13 protein-coding genes and 1 pseudogene are annotated in these 17,075 nt (G+C 65.9%); 6 read left to right on the top strand and 8 right to left on the bottom strand.

Annotated features, from left to right (window positions below; translation table 11 throughout):
* Positions 1 to 38 precede the first annotated feature (38 nt).
* Together ACDELDRAFT_RS03680 and ACDELDRAFT_RS03675 are read left to right on the top strand one after the other, a co-directional pair.
* A complete protein-coding gene (locus tag ACDELDRAFT_RS03680) occupies positions 39 to 4,895 on the top strand; it encodes a PAS domain S-box protein (RefSeq protein ID WP_005793565.1) in 4,857 nt (1,618 codons plus the stop codon).
* Between the two features lie 19 nt (positions 4,896 to 4,914).
* Complete coding sequence (locus ACDELDRAFT_RS03675; protein WP_005793563.1) at positions 4,915 to 6,045, top strand: response regulator; 1,131 nt, start codon at positions 4,915 to 4,917, stop codon at positions 6,043 to 6,045.
* A gap of 46 nt (positions 6,046 to 6,091) precedes the next feature.
* On the opposite strand, the gene ACDELDRAFT_RS03670 is transcribed toward ACDELDRAFT_RS03675, so the two are convergent.
* Together ACDELDRAFT_RS03670 and ACDELDRAFT_RS03665 are read right to left on the bottom strand one after the other, a co-directional pair.
* Positions 6,092 to 7,033: an inositol monophosphatase family protein gene (locus tag ACDELDRAFT_RS03670; RefSeq protein WP_005793562.1), complete on the bottom strand. Its 942-nt coding sequence runs from the start codon at positions 7,031 to 7,033 to the stop codon at positions 6,092 to 6,094.
* A gap of 192 nt (positions 7,034 to 7,225) precedes the next feature.
* Positions 7,226 to 8,176 (bottom strand): hypothetical protein, encoded by a 951-nt coding sequence (locus ACDELDRAFT_RS03665; protein ID WP_005793560.1) that lies wholly within the window; start codon positions 8,174 to 8,176, stop codon positions 7,226 to 7,228.
* Between the two features lie 274 nt (positions 8,177 to 8,450).
* Here ACDELDRAFT_RS03665 and ACDELDRAFT_RS03660 point away from each other — a divergent pair, with 274 nt between their 5' ends.
* Both ACDELDRAFT_RS03660 and cysE read left to right on the top strand, forming a co-directional pair.
* Positions 8,451 to 9,257: an RNA methyltransferase gene (locus ACDELDRAFT_RS03660; protein ID WP_040328013.1), complete on the top strand. Its 807-nt coding sequence runs from the start codon at positions 8,451 to 8,453 to the stop codon at positions 9,255 to 9,257.
* A 33-nt stretch (positions 9,258 to 9,290) separates the two neighbouring features.
* Positions 9,291 to 10,070 (top strand): serine O-acetyltransferase, encoded by a 780-nt coding sequence (gene cysE, locus ACDELDRAFT_RS03655; RefSeq protein WP_005793557.1) that lies wholly within the window; start codon positions 9,291 to 9,293, stop codon positions 10,068 to 10,070.
* A gap of 369 nt (positions 10,071 to 10,439) precedes the next feature.
* On the opposite strand, the gene ACDELDRAFT_RS03650 is transcribed toward cysE, so the two are convergent.
* From ACDELDRAFT_RS03650 to yjgA, 4 genes are all read right to left on the bottom strand, one after another.
* Positions 10,440 to 11,480, bottom strand: coding sequence for a hypothetical protein (locus ACDELDRAFT_RS03650; RefSeq protein WP_005793555.1), 1,041 nt, complete (start codon positions 11,478 to 11,480; stop codon positions 10,440 to 10,442).
* An 89-nt stretch (positions 11,481 to 11,569) separates the two neighbouring features.
* Entirely contained in the window at positions 11,570 to 12,670 is a 1,101-nt protein-coding gene (locus ACDELDRAFT_RS03645) for an NAD(P)-dependent alcohol dehydrogenase (RefSeq protein WP_005793553.1), read from the bottom strand.
* Positions 12,671 to 12,986: 316 nt separating this feature from the next.
* Positions 12,987 to 13,589: a molybdopterin adenylyltransferase gene (gene mog / locus ACDELDRAFT_RS03640; RefSeq protein WP_005793552.1), complete on the bottom strand. Its 603-nt coding sequence runs from the start codon at positions 13,587 to 13,589 to the stop codon at positions 12,987 to 12,989.
* On the bottom strand, positions 13,582 to 14,247 hold the full coding sequence (gene yjgA / locus ACDELDRAFT_RS03635) for a ribosome biogenesis factor YjgA (RefSeq protein WP_005793550.1): 666 nt from the start codon (positions 14,245 to 14,247) through the stop codon (positions 13,582 to 13,584). Before yjgA ends, mog begins: the two co-directional genes overlap by 8 nt.
* Before the next feature lie 76 nt (positions 14,248 to 14,323).
* Here yjgA and pmbA point away from each other — a divergent pair, with 76 nt between their 5' ends.
* Positions 14,324 to 15,766: a metalloprotease PmbA gene (gene pmbA / locus ACDELDRAFT_RS03630; protein WP_040327986.1), complete on the top strand. Its 1,443-nt coding sequence runs from the start codon at positions 14,324 to 14,326 to the stop codon at positions 15,764 to 15,766.
* A gap of 139 nt (positions 15,767 to 15,905) precedes the next feature.
* On the opposite strand, the gene ACDELDRAFT_RS03625 is transcribed toward pmbA, so the two are convergent.
* The gene (locus ACDELDRAFT_RS03625) at positions 15,906 to 16,166 is read right to left on the bottom strand and encodes a hypothetical protein (RefSeq protein WP_157764869.1); all 261 of its coding nucleotides are present in this window, start codon (positions 16,164 to 16,166) and stop codon (positions 15,906 to 15,908) included.
* Between ACDELDRAFT_RS03625 and ACDELDRAFT_RS25970 the strand changes: the two genes are divergently transcribed.
* Positions 16,165 to 16,290 carry a hypothetical protein gene (locus ACDELDRAFT_RS25970; protein ID WP_005793544.1) on the top strand — a complete coding sequence of 42 codons (126 nt, stop codon included), beginning with the start codon at positions 16,165 to 16,167 and terminating at the stop codon, positions 16,288 to 16,290. The genes ACDELDRAFT_RS03625 and ACDELDRAFT_RS25970 overlap by 2 nt on opposite strands.
* Positions 16,291 to 16,692: 402 nt before the next feature.
* Here the strand turns inward: ACDELDRAFT_RS25970 and ACDELDRAFT_RS03620 are convergent.
* Positions 16,693 to 17,075, bottom strand: a pseudogene (locus ACDELDRAFT_RS03620) (3-beta hydroxysteroid dehydrogenase); the annotation flags it as partial.

Genomic DNA, 17,075 nt, shown 5'->3' with positions numbered 1-17,075 from the left:
AGCCCGGCGCTGCTTGCAGGCTGTTGGGACGTCGCCGCATGACCGTGGGCAGCTCCGGGGGGGGGCAGTTTTTCGACCGGGTGCTGGAGCACCGGGCACGTGGCGTGCGGGGTTTCGTGTTCGTGTTGGTGTTTGCGCTGCTGGGCAGCTGGCTCGTGGTCGAGGCAGCGGTGCATTGGCGGGAATCGCAGCGCAGCGTGGAGCGTTCGCTGCTGCTCGATCAGGCCGCCCAGGCGGTGGCGGGGCAGGTGCAAGGTGGCGGGCTGCTGGGGGCCGTGTCTTTGTTGGGGCTCAGCGAGCCCCTGCTCAAGGACATGGCCCGGGGCCTTCTGGCGCCGGACGATAGCGCCGCGCTGGAGCGGCTGGCCGTGGCGCGAGGCCGTTTTTTGATCCAAGGGGTGTACGTGATGGCCGCCGATGGCACGGTGGTGGCCCATGAAACGCCGGGGCAGAAGTCGACGGGCATCAACCTCGCATTCCGTCCCTATTTTCAGCAGGCCATGCGCGGTGCCGCCACCGTGTATGCCGCCATCGGCAGCAACACCAAGGAGCGGGGGTTGTATTACGCGGCCCCTCTCTACGAAAGCGAGACGCCCAGCAGCACCATCATCGGCGCAGTCATGTTCAAGGTGGGGTTCCAGTCGGTGGATGTGCAGCTGGCGCGGGTCGGCCTGCCCACGCTGCTGCTGTCGCCCCAGGGCGTGGCGTTTGCGTCGACCCGGCCCGAGTGGATGTTTGCCATGGCACCGCCGCTCACCCAGGCGCGCATCGACGCGGTACGCGCCTCACGCCAGATGGGCCACCATTTCGACAATGGTGTTGCCTCGGCGCTCCCGTTCTCGCCCGACGCTGGCGAGGTGGTGATTGACGGGACCACGTATGCGGTGGGGCAGCGCAGTCTCGACTGGAAAGACCCCGGCGGCGCCTGGCAGCTGCTGGTGCTGGATGACACCAGTGCGCTCATGTCCCCGGGCACTCGGCTGCAGGTGGGCGGTGTGGCTTTCGTCGTTCTGAGCCTGCTGGGGCTGCTGGTGCTGGACCTGCTGCTCAGTCGCAGGCGGGTGGCAGCCGCGCGTGAGCGGTTCCACGTGCTGGGTGCGGCGCTGGAAAGCAGTCCCGTCGCGGTGGTGATCACCGATGCCGACGGCCTCATCGACTGGGTCAACCCGCAGTATGAGCGCAACACCGGCTACCCGCTGAAAGAGGTGCGGGGCAAGAAACCCTCGCTCGTGTCGAGCGGCCAGACACCCCAGCGAACCTACCAGCAGATGTGGTCGACCCTGTTGTCGGGGCAGTCGTGGCAGGGGCAGTTCGTGAATCAGCGGCGCGACGGCAGCATTTACTACGACGAGGCCACGCTGTCGCCCGTGTTCGACAAGGCCGGTAAGCGCATTGGCATGGTGGGGCTGCACGAAGACGTCACCGAGCGCATGCGGGCCCAGAAGGAGTTGCAGCGCCGCGAGCGCCTGCTCAATGAGCTGCTCGAGCAGCAGACCGCCATTTTTGACAATGCGCCGCCTATCCTGCTGGTATGCGACGGCCGGATACGGCAGTTCAACCCCGCGTTTGTCGAGCTGATGCGGGGCACCGCCACCGAGCTGCTGGGCCGCGACATTGCCGTTCTGTTCAACGGTGCCAGCAGTTCGGAGCGGTTCACGGCGCGCGTGGCGCCCCGGCTGGCGCAGGGCCAGGCACTGCGCGAAGAAGCCACGTTGTGCCGCCTCGACGGCAGCTCCTACGCGGCACGGCTGGCCGGCCGGGGCCTGAAGATGGAAGGCTGCCTGACTGCGTCCATCTGGGTGATCGAGGACATCACTGAAGCTCGCCAGGCCGAGGTGGCCATGCGCGAGGCCGCCGAGCGCCTCGAAATCGCCCAGGAGGCCGGCAAAGTGGGCGTGTTCGACGTGAACCTGGAAAGCGGCCGGGTTCTGTGGTCTGACAAGCTCGTGGCGATGATGGGGCTGCCTCCGGGCGACCAACCGCGTGGCAAGGACGCCTGGCTCGCATGCCTGCATCCGGACGACCGCGATCGCGCCCGCACCCATTTCGATGAATGTCTGGCCGGAACCGCCACCACGGCGCGGGCTTCGTGGCGCATCGTGCGGCCCGGCGGCGAAGTGCGCTGGTTCCTGGAGGCCGCACGCATATTCCGCAACGCCGATGGCAAGGCGGTGCGGGTGGTCGGGGTCTATGTGGACATCCACGACCAGAAACAACTCGAAGCGCAGGTGGCCGAGCAGCTCGATTTTCAGCAGGCCCTGATCGACGCGATACCGGTGCCGCTTTTCTACAAGGATGCGCAGGGCCGCTACATCGGTTTCAACGCGGCCTACGAGCAGGCCTTCGGGGTGCGTCGCGAAGACCTCATCGGAAAAACGGTGCTCGACCTGCAGTTCCTGGCACAGGCCGAGCGTGAGCGCTTCGATTCGGACACTGGCGCCGCGGTGGCGGGCGAGCAGGCCGTGCACCGCGAGGTCGACCTACCCTATGCCGACGGCGCCATGCACCACACGCTTTTCTGGTTGCACGGTTTCTCGCGGGCTGATGGATCGCCCGGCGGCGCCATTGGAACCTTTGTCGACATCACCGACCGCCAGAAGGCTGAACAGGATCTGCGCCTGGCCAAGGAGCTTGCCGAGGAAACCACTGCCCTCAAGTCGAATTTCCTGGCCAACATGAGCCACGAAATCCGCACGCCCATGAACGCCATCATCGGCATGTCGCACCTGGCCCTCAAGTCGGGCCTGAACCCGCGCCAGCACGACTATGTCAGCAAGATCCAGCAGGCGGGGCAGCATTTGCTGGGAGTCATCAACGACATTCTCGATTTCTCCAAGATCGAGGCCGGCAAGCTCACGGTGGAGAAGCACCCCTTCGTGCTCGATCGCATGCTCGAAGGCGTGGCCGACGTGGTGGGCTACAAGGCGGGCGCCAAAGGGCTGGAGCTGGTCTGCGACGTGGCGGCCGATGTTCCGCCCAATCTGGTGGGCGACTCCTTGCGGCTGGGCCAGATCCTCATCAATTTCTCGAACAACGCCATCAAGTTCACCGAGCGCGGAGAGATCAGCATTGCGGTGCGGGTGCAGGAGCAAGACGCCCAGCGCGTGCGTTTGCGCTTCGAGGTCCGGGACACGGGCATCGGCCTCACCCCTGAGCAAATGGGGCGTTTGTTCGAGAGCTTCCAGCAGGCCGATGCCTCGACCACGCGCCGCTACGGTGGAACCGGGCTGGGCTTGGCCATCTGCAAAAGCCTGGCCGAACTCATGGGTGGCGAAGTGGGCGTGGACAGTGAATATGGCAAGGGCTCGACCTTCTGGGTGAGCTTGCCGCTCGAGCGCGGTGCACCGGCGCGCCAGCTACAGCCACCCGCCAGTCTGCGCGGGCGCCGCGTGCTGGTGGTGGACGACAACCACACGGCCGCCACCGTGCTGTCCGAGATGCTCCAGTCGATGGGTTTTCACGTGGACCAGGCATATTCGGGTCTCGAGGCCCTCGAGACCCTGCGCCAGGCCACGCAGCAGCAAAAGCCCTATGGCCTGTTGCTGCTGGACTGGCACATGCCCGGCATGGATGGCGTTGAGCTGGCGGGACACATCCGCAGCATGGGGCTGGCCGAAATCCCGCAGATGCTGATGGTGACGGCCTATGGACGCGAAGACGTGATGCGCGCGGCCCGCGCCCAGGGAATCGAAGCCGTGTTGATCAAGCCGGTGAATGCATCGGTGCTTTTCGATACGCTCATGCAGCCTCTGGAGAACGCTGCCGTCGTTGCGCAGCGCGCGCCCGCTGTGGCCCCCGACAGCGAAGCCCTGCCGCAGGCGATCCGGGGCGCGCAGGTGCTGCTGGTCGAAGACAACGAACTCAACCAGATGGTCGCCGTGGAGCTGCTGCGTGACGCGGGTTTCGCGGTGGATGTTGCCGGCAATGGCGAACGCGCCCTTCAACTGCTTGACGGCAAAAACTACGACGTGGTGTTGATGGACATGCAGATGCCGGTGATGGACGGCGAGACAGCCACCCGCCGGTTGCGTGCAGATCCGCGCCATGCCGATCTGCCCGTCATCGCCATGACCGCCAACGCCATGGAGGCCGACCGCCAGCGATGTTTTGCCGCCGGCATGAACGACCATGTGGCCAAGCCCATCGAACCCTCGGTGCTGTGGGCGGCACTGGCGCGGTGGATTCGGCTACGCGGAGGTTTGGGCGTGGCTGGTGCCTCCCCAGCGCTGCCCGTCACGTCTGCCGCAGAGACGCAGGCTGTGCCCGCATTGGTCGGGAGCCTTCTCTCCGTACCCGGCATCGACGCGGGCCTGGGCCTGCAGCGCGCGCTGGGCAAGCCCGTGCTGTACGACGCGCTGCTGCGTCGTTTCATTGAAGGGCATGGGAGCACGGTTGACGCCGTGCGCGCGGCCCTGGCGGGCGATGATCTGCCCCTGCTTGAGCGGCTGGCCCACACCTTGCGCTCGGTGGCTGCCAATATCGGCGCTGTGGGTGTCTCCACGGCGGCGCAGGAACTTGAAGAGGATGTGCGGCAATCTGCAGCGGCGCCGCAGCTCGGGCAACGGATCGACGCACTGGCGCAGAAATTGCTGCCGCTGCTGGCAGGACTGCGGGCCTGGGCCGAGCACACGCCCGCGCTCGTGGAGGTTGTACCCCAGAGCGCCCTGCACGGGAGTGGCGATGAGCTCGCGCACCTGCGCAGGCTGCTGGAGCAGGACGACTCAGCGGCCGTCGAATATCTGCAACACAATGCGGTTACCTTGAGTACGGTGTTGGGCGCGGCTTTCGAGACCGTGCAAGGGCACGTAGCCAGCTACGATTTTGAAAAGGCACTGGAAGCATTGGCTGCCGCCGAGGGTTCGCCAATGCCGGGCGGCGACGGCACGCCCCGGTGAATGGCATTTAGGAAAACCCGTGGACAACGCGCCTTTTTCTTCGAGCCAGACAGAGCATGTGCAAAAACCCATCGCCACGGTGCTGGTGGTGGACGACACGCCCGAAAACCTCACCCTGATGGGCAGCCTGCTGCGTGAGCATTTTCAGGTCAAGGTGGCCAACCAGGGCGACAAGGCGCTGAGGATTGCGCTTTCGGGTACGCCGCCCGACCTCATCCTTCTGGACATCATGATGCCCGAGGTGGACGGCTATGAAGTTTGCCGCCGCCTCAAGGCCCATCCGTCCACGCGCGATATTCCGGTGATATTTCTGACGGCGCGGTCCGAGCCCGACGACGAGCAGGCCGGCCTGGCGCTCGGTGCGGTGGACTACATCACCAAACCCATCAGTCCGCCCATCCTGCTGGCGCGCGTCAACACCCACCTGACGCTCAAGGCCACCGCCGACTTCCTGCGTGACAAGAGCGCATACCTTGAGCGCGAGGTGGCAATGCGCACCCTCGAGGTGCAAGCCATCCAGGATGTGACCATCATGGCCATGACCTCGCTGGCGGAAACGCGCGACAACGAAACCGGCAACCACATCCGCCGCACGCAACTGTATGTGAAAGCGCTGGCAGAGCGGCTGCGCCACCACCCGCGCTTCGAGCCCGTGCTCAACGACCGGATGATCGAGCTGCTGTACAAGTCGGCACCGCTGCACGACATTGGCAAGATCGGTATTCCCGACAGCATCCTGCTCAAGCCGGGCAAACTCTCCGTGGAAGAGTTTGAAATCATGAAAACCCACACCACGCTGGGGCGCAACGCCATCGAGGATGCCGAGCGCCGCCTGGGAATGCGTGTGGCGTTCCTGAGCGTGTCCAAGGAAATCGCCTACAGCCACCAGGAGAAGTGGGACGGCTCAGGCTACCCGGAGGGCCTTGCGGGCGATGCCATTCCGGTGTCGGCACGCCTCATGGCGGTGGCGGACGTGTACGACGCGTTGATCAGCAAGCGGGTGTACAAGCCCGCCTTCTCGCACGACCAGGCCTGCAGCACCATCGTGCGTGGCAAGGATTCGCATTTCGACCCCGATATGGTCGATGCGTTTGTGGATATTGCCGAAGACTTCCGCAGCATCGCCCAGAAGTACCCTGACCCGACCTGAGTGGTTGCGCGACCGCCTGCTGGCCTGCGCCGCCCGGTGTCAATTGTCAGAGCGGAGCGTCTTCGCCCGGTGCGGCGTCGGCGGCAGGTGCTGCATCGGGCGCCTCGGTGGCCGCGGGCTCGGCAGCGGTGGGCGTGTCTGCGGCGAGGGCCTGGCGCACGGCCGCCTTGTCGCCGGCGCTTGCAAACTTGCTGTACTTGCCCAGGATGGGAACGAGTTGGCCGTAGACGCGCGGGTTGCCCGCCATGCATTCGCGCTGCTCCATGAAATCGGCCTCGCCCGTGAAATTGCCCACCAGGCCGCCGGCTTCGGTGATCAGCAATGACCCGGCGGCCACGTCCCAGATCGACAGGCCGGTTTCAAAGAAGCCATCGGTGAAGCCCGCGGCGACGTAGGCCAGGTCCAGCGCGGCAGCACCAGGGCGGCGCAGGCCGGCGGTGCGCTGCATCACGTCGCTCATCATGGCCAGGTAGTTCTTGAAGTTGTCGCCCGGGCGGAAAGGGAAGCCGGTGGAGATCAGGCAGTCCTTGAGCTGGGTGCGCTTGCTCACGCGGATGCGGCGCTCGTTCAGGTAGGCGCCGCGCCCCTTGGTGGCGGTGAACAGATCGTTGCGCGTGGGGTCGTACACCACGGCCTGTTCGACCTTGCCCTTCACGGCCAGGGCGATGCTCACACAGTACACGGGAAAGCCGTGGATGAAGTTGGTGGTGCCGTCCAGCGGGTCGATGATCCAGACGAACTCCGAATCCTTAGCGCCGTATTCCTTGCCCGACTCTTCGGCCAGGATACCGTGGCCGGGGTAGGCCGTGAGCAGCGTCTCGATGATGATCTTTTCGGACGCGTGGTCCACTTCAGTCACGAAGTCGTTGATCTGCTTTTGCGAGATCCGCACCGATTCCACGTCAAGTGCCGCGCGGTTGATGATGGCGCCGGCGGCGCGTGCGGCCTTGATGGCCACGTTGAGCATGGGGTGCAGGTTGGACGACATAAATTGTGAGAGAAGGACAAGGGGCCTTGCAGAAGAGGCCTGGACCGGCGATGCGGCGACAAGGGGCAGGATTCTACCCCTTGCGCCCACGGAAGGCTTAGCGACGGGGTACAAGGCCCGGCCCGGGATGGGGTTCCTGCCCGGCCCGGGCGGCGCTGGGGGCCTGGCCCATCTGGCCTCAAACCCGCAGGGTCAGGGCAGGCGCAGCCACTGGCCCTCGGGCACCGTGGTCTGCTGCACGGGGCCGTTGCCCAGGCTGAATTCCACCAGCAGGCTCTTGCGCACGCCAGGGGCGGGGTCGACGCCGGCAAGGTTGTTGTCCACCGAAACCTCAAGGCGGCCGTCGCGGGCATAGCTGCGCAGGCGTGCGGTGATGTCCACCTGGCGGTAGCCGTCGCCGTAGAGGGCGCGCTGGACATTCACCCGCCCGTAGCCGCCATCGTTGGGCCTGCCGCCCTGATCCCAATGGCCGGCGCTGGCCCCTGTGAGGCGGGAGCCGTCGATCCAGCTGCCTTCGGGGTATTCGACGAATTGCGACTGGCCGCCGTAGCCGCCGCGCAGCTGTATCTGCAGCGTTTTGCGCTGGCCCGGCGCGGGGTCGCCATTGAACAGCTCGTTGGTCAGTTGGAAGCGCTGGTTGCGCCGCACCAGTTGGCGGATGCGGGGCGTCACGTCAATGCGCGACTCCTCGGTGCCGTAGGTGGCCTGCAGGATGTCGTCATTGCCCCGGTCCGCGTTGCCGTAACCGTCGCCCGGCCTGCCGTTGTTGCCATAGCCCTGGCCCCAACGGCCGGAACTCCAGCCCGTGAACTGGGCGCCATCCACCCAGCTGTACTCGCTGTAGTCAAAGGTGCGGGGCTGTCCGTCGGGGCCGCGTGCATGGATGCGCAGCGTCTTGCGCTGGCCGGGTGCGGGGTCGGCATTGAACAGGTCGTTGGTGAGTTTGAAGCGCTGGTCGCGGCCGGCCAGTTGCCGCAGGCGGTCCGTCACGTCGATGCTGTACTGGTCGGTGCCATAGACGGCCTGTAGGATCTGGTACTGGCCGTCGTCGCGCTGCGCCCAGGCGGTGGAGGACAGCAGCAGGGTGAACATGAGCAGCAACCAGCTGCCCAGGGTTCTGGCGATGGGTAAGGGAGCGTGCATGCGGGCCTCGTTGTTGGTGTAGTTGGAGAAAGTTGAATGCCATGCCGTGCGTGCTACCAGAGCGCCACGGGAGCCGGTGAACAGGCTCTTAACGCATGGAGCGGGCGGCCAGTGCACCCGCCCAGCGCCAGGAACAGAGTTTTACACCAGCGCACCGCGCGGGGCAATGCGGGCCCTGGCGGCCGCTCCGGGCCGCCATCGTGCTGCGCCCGCCCTGGCAGCGGCGACAATGGCGTCTGCTCCGCTGGCCCGCCGGCTCTCTCTCATCTTGTCCATGCGCACCCGTTTCATCCTCATCCAGACCAGCCACGCCGGCAATGTGGGCGCCGCCGCCCGCGCCATGAAGACCATGGGTTTTGACGATCTGGTGCTGGTGGCTCCGCGCTGGCCCAACGTGCTGCGGCGCGAGGAAACCATCCAGCGCGCCAGCGGCGCCCTCGACGTGCTGGAGAACGCGCGCATCGTCGCCACCCTGGACGAAGCGCTTGACGGCATGAGCCACCTGTGTGCCACGGCCATGACGCCGCGCGACTTTGGTCCGCCCACGGCGGCCCCGCGTGCACACTTCGAAATGCTATTGAAAAGAGAGCGGGCGACGCTCAATGGACAAGCGCTACAGGCACAAAATGCTTCAAATCCTGACGCCGCAGGCCCCGAGGCGGCGGGTGCCGAGGCGGGCGTCGCCTTTCTTTTTGGCTCCGAACGCTTCGGCATGGCCAACGAGGACGTGTACCGCTGCCACGTGGCGCTCTCCATTCCCACCAATCCCCGGTTTGGCTCGCTCAACCTCGGCGCCGCCATTCAGGTGGTTGCCTACGAATGGCGCCAGGCGCTGGGCGGGTTTGCGGTGCAAGCGGCCACCCCCGATCGCGTGCAGGCCGATGCCGCGCAGGTGGCCGGCATGCTGGCCCATTGGGAGCAGGCACTGGCCGCCATTGGCTTTCTCGATCCCGCCGCACCCAAGAAGCTGATGCCGCGCCTGAACCAGCTTTTCAACCGCGCGCAACTGGGCGCCGAAGAAATCCACATCCTGCGAGGTGTCGCCAAGGCCATGATCGAGGCGGCGCAGGCAAAGCGCTAGACTGCATTTCCAAATTCCAAGAACAACGAAGCCATGCTTGCCCGCCTGCGTTCCGACATCCAGTGCATCCTTGATCGCGACCCCGCTGCCCGCAGCACCTGGGAGGTGATCACCTGCTACCCCGGTCTGCACGCCGTGTGGCTGCACCGGCCGGCGCACTGGTGCTGGGGTCATGGCTTGAAGTGGCTGGGGCGCTTCATTTCGCACTTTGCGCGCTGGTTCACGGGCATCGAGATCCATCCAGGTGCCAAGCTCGGCGAGCGCGTGTTCTTCGACCACGCCATGGGCGTGGTGGTGGGCGAGACGGCCGAAATCGGCGACGGCTGCACCATCTACCAGGGCGTCACGCTGGGCGGCACGTCGCTTTACAAGGGCGCCAAGCGGCACCCCACGCTGGGCAAGGATGTGGTGGTGAGCGCTGGCGCCAAGGTGCTGGGCGGCTTTGAGGTGGGAGATGGCGCCAAGATCGGCAGCAACGCCGTGGTCATCAAGCCCGTGCCCGCAGGCGCCACGGCGGTGGGTATCCCGGCGCGCATCATTCCTTCCAAGGAAGGCCAGAGCGCTGACGTGACCGAGCCGCAGCAGCCGCGCAAGTTCACGGCCTATGGCATCACGCAGGAAGACGACCCGCTCTCGCAGGCCATGCGGGGCCTGATCGACAACGCCTCGTCGCAAGAGCACCAGATCGCGCTGCTGTGGCAAGCCATCGAGAAACTGTCGGCCACCCAGCAGACGCGCGACTGCGTGCCCTGCGACGCGGCGCTCAAGGAACAGTTCGAGGCCGGCAAGCTCAACGAACTGGTGGGCAAGTAGGGTCGGCAAGGCGGCGCCGGCGTTGGTGCCCTGCCTCGGGGGGAATCTTCCGGTTCGGCAACGCCAGCAGTGCCGTGCTCACGGGCCCCCCGCGAACGCGTCGGGCAACCGGTCACTCTGGTGTGTGCCAAGGCGCGCCGTATCGCTCCAACTCTGGCGTAAAACCGTGCCTCGCGCGCACCAGACCACAGCCCGCTCATGCAGTCGTGCTGTTTGCGGAGGCTTCATCGTTGCGTCGCCGCTAACCTGGTTTCAGGCATCATCCGCCGCCAAGCCCTGCCGCGCCAACTGACGGGTTGCACAAGTGCTTGATTGGTGCCCCGCGTTGCGCCCGGCGCGAGCGCGCGATGCATCCGCACGATCTCAGCCCTAAGGCTGTTTTTCGTAGAAGGCCACCAGGGGTTTGTCGAACACCGAGTGATCGAGCTGCCACAGCCCCAGGGGGCCGCGCAGCAGCGGTATGGCGTATTCGCTGCCCACGGGGAACTGTTGCCAGTAGTCCCGGGCCCGGGGAAAGCGCAAAGCGGGCAAACCCAGCACCTTGTCCTTGGGCGCCAGATGGGCCACCTGGATGATGCGGTAGGTGTGGTTTTGCGTGGGTGCCGTGGCCAGAAACTGGTCGATCCGCTTGGCGGCGGGCAGCGCAGCGCCCAGCAGGGTCCAGCCCAGCATGAGCGCAAGCACCATCGACTCGCGCGCGGGCACCTGGCCGGCCAGCAAAAAGCGGTACACGCCCATGCCGCAGGCCGCAAGAGCCGCCACGGCACCCATCCATGTCACGGGGTGGGTGAGGATGGCCATGATCTGAGCGTCCATCAACTCGAAGTGTGAAACCACGAAGGTGTCGAGCAACGCAAACAGCAGCAGTCCAAAAAAGAGTGTCATGACCGCCAGGCTGCGCGCGCTTTTTTCCAGTGCAAAGTCGCGCGTTTGTTGCACATCAAGGGGCGTGGCCGGAAACGCCGAGCGGAAGATGTCGGCCAAAGCCTCGCGGGAGGGCAGGGCGTTCATGCCCGTGTCCGCACAAAACAGCACGGGTCCCTTGGGCGTGGTGAGCTGGGCCCAGTGCAGGTTGCCGGCCCGAAGCGTGCGGTTGCCCAGCCATTCAACGCCGCATTGGCTGCGAGCGATGCGCGAGTCGAAATGGCGTGCGCCCTTGAGCCAGAAGCCGGTGATGCGCAGGTGGTCTCCTTCGTCGATCAGAACGCCCTTGGCTTCAAAGGGCATGAGGCGCAGCCACTTCCTGAAAAACGCGGGGCTTGCCAGATTGACGCGCCAGTAGCGCTGACCGTGCAGTTGATCGACCAGCGTGTCCTGGCGCCGCTTCATCGACCGGTTGCGCCAGTACAGGGTGACGAACAGCGCCAGCAAGGCCAGATGCACGGGCGCCAGCAGCAGGGAGGTCTTCATGGGACGGCTGGTAAAAATGGGTGGGAGATGTGCAAACGCCCCGCAGCATGCCTGCTGCGGGGCGTTTGGGCAAACCGTTTTTGCGTGGATCAGTGCGGCTTGATCGCCACCTTCAGCACGCCATCACGCTGGTTGGCAAACAGGTCGTAGGCCACCACGATGTCGTCCAGCTTGTAGTGGTGCGTGACCAGCACGCCCAGATCGACGCGGCTGGAGGCCACCACGTTCATCAGGCGGCGCATGCGCTCCTTGCCGCCGGGGCACAGGGCCGTGTTGATCTTGTGGTCGCCCAATCCGGCCGCAAAGGCCGACAAGGGAATCTTCAGATCGCTCGAATAGACGCCCAGGCTCGACAGCGTGCCGCCGGGCTTGACGGAGCGCAGCGCCGATTCAAACGTGGCCTGCGTGCCCAGTGCCTCGATGGCCGAGTCGGCGCCACGGCCGCCGGTGATCTTCATGATCTCATCGACGACATCGCAGTTCTTGAAATTCAGCGTGACATCGGCCCCCATCTTTTGCGAGATGCCCAGGCGGTGGTCGTTGCCGTCCACGGCAATGATGGTCGTGGCGCCCAGCAGACGGGCGCCCGCCGTGGCACACAGGCCGATGGGGCCCTGCGCGAACACCACCACCGTGTCGCCGATGCGGATGTTGGCATTTTCCGCGCCCTTGAAACCGGTGGACATGATGTCGGGGCACATCAGGACCTGCTCGTCGGTCAGCCCATCGGGGATGGGAGCCAGATTGGCCTGCGCATCGGGCACCAGCACATATTCGGCCTGGGTGCCGTCGATGAGGTTGCCAAAGCGCCAGCCGGCGGTGGCCTTGAAACCATGGCAGCCGCACAGGCCCTGCGGTATCAGATAGCTGCCGTCCTGCGACGGCGCTCCGTCCTGTGCGGCATACGAGTTGAAGTTGGGGCAGATGGCGCCGGCGATCACGCGCTGGCCTTCCTGGTAACCCTGCACGGCACTGCCCAGCTTCTCGATCACGCCCACGGGCTCGTGCCCCACGGTCAGGCCCTTGGCCACCGGGTACTCGCCCTTGAGGATGTGCACGTCCGTGCCGCAGATGGTGGTGGTGGTGATGCGCACCAATGCGTCATTGGGGCCCACGTCGGGGATGGGCTTGTCGACCAGCTCGATGCGACCCGGCTCGACAAAGACGGCGGCTTTCATGCGTGCGGACATGGGCTCTCCTTGAGCAGTTGAGGGAAAACCCGAGGCTACGTCCGAGACCCTGGCCGTGGCAAGTGGTTCGCAGCCAATCTTGCTTCAGATCAAGTAATTGGCGGACTGATTGTCTGGCCGTGCCACCATCGTTCTGGCGCAATGCGGCCGCCTTGACCAGGCGAACGCCTGGCCCCGCGGTAGCGTTGCTTGGCCGTGCCAGCGCACGGGCGCTCGGCGCCGCGAAGGCGAAGGCGAAGGTGGTGCGTGAACGCTCTTGAATATATAGCTGCAGGCGCCCATGGCATAAGCGCTACAGGTGAACTTGGCAGTTTCTTTACGCGCTGCGCGGTTGCCGCACCGCGTTCTTGGGCCGGAAGGCCTTGCACACGGCGTCGTGGGTTTCCAGATAGGGCCCGCCGATCAGGTCGATGCAGTAGGGCACGGCGGCGAAGATGCCTGGCACGAGCTGCTGGCCGGCAGCGTCCTTGAGGCCTTCCAGCGTCTCGGCGATGGCCTTGGGCTGGCCGGGCAGGTTGATGATGAGGCTCTGGTCGCGCACCACGGCCACCTGGCGCGAGAGGATCGCGGTGGGCACAAAGCGCAGCGAAATCTGGCGCATCTGCTCGCCAAACCCCGGCATTTCCTTGTGTGCCACGGCCAGCGTGGCCTCGGGTGTCACATCGCGCAGCGCGGGTCCGGTGCCACCGGTGGTCAGCACCAGGCTGCAGCCTTCATTGACCAGCGCAACCAGCGTGGCGCTGATGGTGTCCTGCTCGTCAGGGATCAGGCGCGGCTCGAAAGTGATGGGGTTCTGGAGCGCGCGCGTGAGCCATTCCTGCAGCGCGGGCAGGCCCTTGTCCTCGTAAACGCCGGAGCTGGCGCGGTCGCTGATCGAAACGATGCCGATCTTCACCGGGTCGTGGGCTGTTTCATTCATCGTGGTCTTCTTCCTCGGACTGTTCATCGTCATCGGGATCGGGTGCGCCACCCAGGTGCTCGCGCACCAGCTGGAACAGTTCGCGATAGGCGCGGCCTTTGCGCGGGGCAAGGCCTTGCGATACCGCGGCCTTGTCGGCTGGGGGCGCATCCTTGCGGGCCTGGCGAATCAGGGCGCGCAATTGCTGGGTGTCGGTGTCGGGGTGCTCGGCCATCCAGGGGGCCAGGGCGCCGTCGTCGGCAATGAGGCGGTCGCGCCAGTGCTCGGCCAGGTGCAGCGTGAGCTTTTCGGTGGCCGAGCCCTTGTGCTGCTCTTCCAGCGCCTGGCGTGCAGCCAGCACGATTTCGGGTTCGAGCTTGCGCATGAGCTTGCCCACGTATTGCATCTGGCGGCGTTTGCCTTCGAAGTTGGTGATGCGCTTGGCCTCGGCCAGCGCCTCCACCAGCTTGTCGGGCAGGCCCACGGCGTCGAACAGGTCGGCGCGCAGCGTCAGAAGTTCCTTGCCCAGGTCTTGCAGTTCGTCGCTTTCGCGTTTGAGATCGGTGCGACTGGCATCGGTCGTGCCTTTGAGTTCGGCCTTGAGCTGAATGTCCATCTCGCTGCCTTCGGCAACGAACTGGCCTCGCACAAAGTAGCCTTTTTTGGGTTTGCGTGACATGGGTGGGGGCAAAGATAGGGGGCGCAGAAGGATGAAACAGGGCGGCGCCACAGCGGCAAGTATCATAGCCGCCGCTATGAACAAACCCTCCACCCGCGCCGCGCGCCCCACAGGCGCCCGGGCTGCCGCGCAAGCCCCCGCCACCACCCGCACCCCCGACAGCGGCTTCAGCTACAGCCGACCGTTTTTTGAGGCCTTGGTGGACCGCGCCCTGGCGCACGCCAAAAAGCTGGGCGCCACCGACGCCGGGGCCGAGGCCTCCGAGGGCTGTGGCCTGTCGGTCAGCGTGCGCAAGGGCGAGCTGGAAAACGTCGAGCGCAACCGCGATAAGTCGTTGGGCGTGACGGTCTACATCGGCAATCGCCGGGGCAACGCCAGTACCTCCGATTTCTCGGACAAGGCCATCGAGCAGACCGTGCAGGCAGCCTACGACATTGCCCGCTTCACCGCCGAAGACCCCATGGCGGGCCTGCCCGATGAGGCCGATATCGCCCCGGCCGATACACACCGCGACCTCGATTTGTTCCACCCCTGGGCCATCACCAGCGAAGAGGCGGCGCAGCTGGCCAAGGCCTGCGAGGCTGCCGCTTTCAAGACCCATCGCCGCATCACCAACAGCGAAGGTGCAGGCGTGTCGGCCCAGCAAAGCCATTTCTTCAGCGCCCATACGCGCGGTTTTCGCGGGGGCTACGCCAGCTCGCGCCACAGCTTCTCGGTGTCACCCATCGCCTCGTTGCCGGGCCGCAATGCCGAGATGCAACGCGATGCCTGGTACAGCTCGATGCGCGATGCGGCCGAACTCGCGTCGCCCGAAGCCGTGGGCCGCTATGCCGCCCAGCGTGCGCTGAGCCGGCTGGGCAGCCGCAAGATCCCTACCACCCAGTGCCCGGTGCTGTTCGAGTCATCGCTGGCTGCAGGCCTGCTGGGCGGTTTTGTGCAGGCGATCAGTGGAGGCGCGCTGTACCGTAAAAGCAGTTTCCTGCTCGACTCGCTGGGCAAGATGGTTTTCCCCAAGCACATCGACATCCTCGAAGATCCCTTTGTGCTGCGCGGCAAGGGCAGCTCGCCGTTCGACGAGGAAGGCGTGCGCGTGGCGCCGCGCAAGGTGGTGCAGGGCGGTCGCGTGCAGGGCTACTTCCTCAGCAGCTACTCGGCCCGCAAGCTGGGCATGAAGACCACGGGCAACGCCGGAGGCTCGCACAACCTGGTGATGGCCTCATGCCTCACACAGGCCAGCGACGATCTGGACGCCATGCTGCAGAAGCTGGGCACGGGCCTGTTCGTGGTGGAACTGATGGGCCAGGGCGTGAACTACGTGACGGGCGACTATTCGCGCGGTGCCAGCGGTTTCTGGGTGGAGAACGGCCGCATTGCGTTTCCCGTGCACGAGATCACCATCGCCGGCAACCTCAAGGAGATGTTCAAGGGTATCGAGGCCGTGGGCGCCGATGCCTACAACTACGGTGCGAAAACAGTGGGTTCGGTTCTGGTCAACCGCATGAAGGTGGCTGGCAGCTGAGCAGGCCCTCGCTGGGCGGCCTCCGGGCCGTTGCCACGAAAAGCCCTCGCGCACGGCGAGGGTTTTTTTACCTGTTCAGCGCTCCGGGTGTGTGCTGCGCTGGTATTGGAGGGCGGTTTGCAAGGCGCCCGTCCTGGATTCACTGCGCAGCCTGCGCGCCGGCCAGCAGGGCATGGAGCGCCTGCAGCAGCACCGCGGTGGCCTCGTCCGCACCCAGCAGGTCCGCACTGACAAAAGCGCCATTGACCAGCACCGCCAGTTGCGCCGCGAGCTGGTCGGGCCGGGGCTCGCCCAGCCTCTGGGCAGTGGACTGCATCCGGCTGCGCAACGCCTGCATGTGCTGCTGGGCGACCCGACGGGCGGGATGGTCTCCCTTGGTGATCGCTGCGGTGCAGCGCATGCTCGCGCTCTCGTTTGCCCGCAGCGGTACGCTGGCTCTGGCACAGGCGGTGGATGCCGCCGATATGTCGCAGGCGCTGGACGGCCGGGCGCTGGAAGTGCTTGGTGATGCGTTGCACGCGTGAGCCGACAGCGTCCGCCTGCCCCGGCGTGGGCCTGCACCGGTCGCAGGTGCGTTGGCATCCCACAGCATCCGCGCCGGGTCTGAAAGAGGAAGGTGAAGTGACGCAGCTGCGCCGGGTGGTCTGGAATAGCCTGCCGCCAGGCAGACAGGGGTGGGTCAGTGCCCTGCAGCGACGGACCCCCGACGGTGCATTGCCGCGCCGCTGACCGGCTTCGGTCATGTGGACGCCACGTTCGGCTTCGCTTCTGTCGTCCCCGGGGTGTCTGGCCAAGGGGCCTGTGTGGTGTGGCGATTCGGGCGGGCGGCCCCTTTCTTCCGTTACCACTAGGCAACGGGGCAACGGGGCAACGGGGCAACGAAAAGGCATCGCCAGTGCCCGCCTGGCGCGGCCCTTTTCGGTCCGTCAGTCGTCGAAATAGCCCGCCTGCGCGAGGTTGTCCAGCAAGTCCGGCTGGCGGGGCGACCAGCCCAGGCGCTGGCGTGTCCACGCGCTCGACGCAGGAGCGTCCATGCGCGCGAAATCCGTAAACCAGCCGAAGTGCGCGTGGGCTTCGCTGGGCGGGATGTCCACCACCGGCAGCCCAAGTCCCAGACCGATCCGCGTGGCAATGTCCCGCAGAGCGATGCCTTGCTCGGCGACGGCATGGAAGCTTTCGCCGATGGCGTTGGCCTCGATCGCCAGGCGGTACATCCGCGCCGCATCGAGGCGGTGCACCGCGGCCCAGCGGTTGAGTCCCCCCGCAACGCAGGCCGATCGGCCGGTCTCCTGCGCGATCCGCACGAGCT

This window comes from Acidovorax delafieldii 2AN (assembly GCF_000175235.1).
GTDB lineage: Bacteria > Pseudomonadota > Gammaproteobacteria > Burkholderiales > Burkholderiaceae_C > Acidovorax > Acidovorax delafieldii_B.
Note: the sequence above shows the minus strand (reverse complement) of the source record. Positions and strands in the feature narration are given on the sequence as shown.

Bases quoted from the DNA above. Each gene is read 5' to 3' on its own strand.
- ACDELDRAFT_RS03645 (WP_005793553.1), bottom strand. From the start codon at position 12,670: ATGTCCGCACGCATGAAAGCCGCCGTCTTTGTCGAGCCGGGTCGCATC.
- cysE (WP_005793557.1), top strand. From the start codon at position 9,291: ATGCTTGCCCGCCTGCGTTCCGACATCCAGTGCATCCTTGATCGCGAC.
- ACDELDRAFT_RS03625 (WP_157764869.1), bottom strand. From the start codon at position 16,166: ATGCGCTGCACCGCAGCGATCACCAAGGGAGACCATCCCGCCCGTCGG.
- ACDELDRAFT_RS03660 (WP_040328013.1), top strand. From the start codon at position 8,451: ATGCGCACCCGTTTCATCCTCATCCAGACCAGCCACGCCGGCAATGTG.
- ACDELDRAFT_RS25970 (WP_005793544.1), top strand. From the start codon at position 16,165: ATGCTCGCGCTCTCGTTTGCCCGCAGCGGTACGCTGGCTCTGGCACAG.
- ACDELDRAFT_RS03680 (WP_005793565.1), top strand. From the start codon at position 39: ATGACCGTGGGCAGCTCCGGGGGGGGGCAGTTTTTCGACCGGGTGCTG.
- yjgA (WP_005793550.1), bottom strand. From the start codon at position 14,247: ATGTCACGCAAACCCAAAAAAGGCTACTTTGTGCGAGGCCAGTTCGTT.
- mog (WP_005793552.1), bottom strand. From the start codon at position 13,589: ATGAATGAAACAGCCCACGACCCGGTGAAGATCGGCATCGTTTCGATC.
- ACDELDRAFT_RS03670 (WP_005793562.1), bottom strand. From the start codon at position 7,033: ATGTCGTCCAACCTGCACCCCATGCTCAACGTGGCCATCAAGGCCGCA.
- ACDELDRAFT_RS03665 (WP_005793560.1), bottom strand. From the start codon at position 8,176: ATGCACGCTCCCTTACCCATCGCCAGAACCCTGGGCAGCTGGTTGCTG.
- pmbA (WP_040327986.1), top strand. From the start codon at position 14,324: ATGAACAAACCCTCCACCCGCGCCGCGCGCCCCACAGGCGCCCGGGCT.
- ACDELDRAFT_RS03650 (WP_005793555.1), bottom strand. From the start codon at position 11,480: ATGAAGACCTCCCTGCTGCTGGCGCCCGTGCATCTGGCCTTGCTGGCG.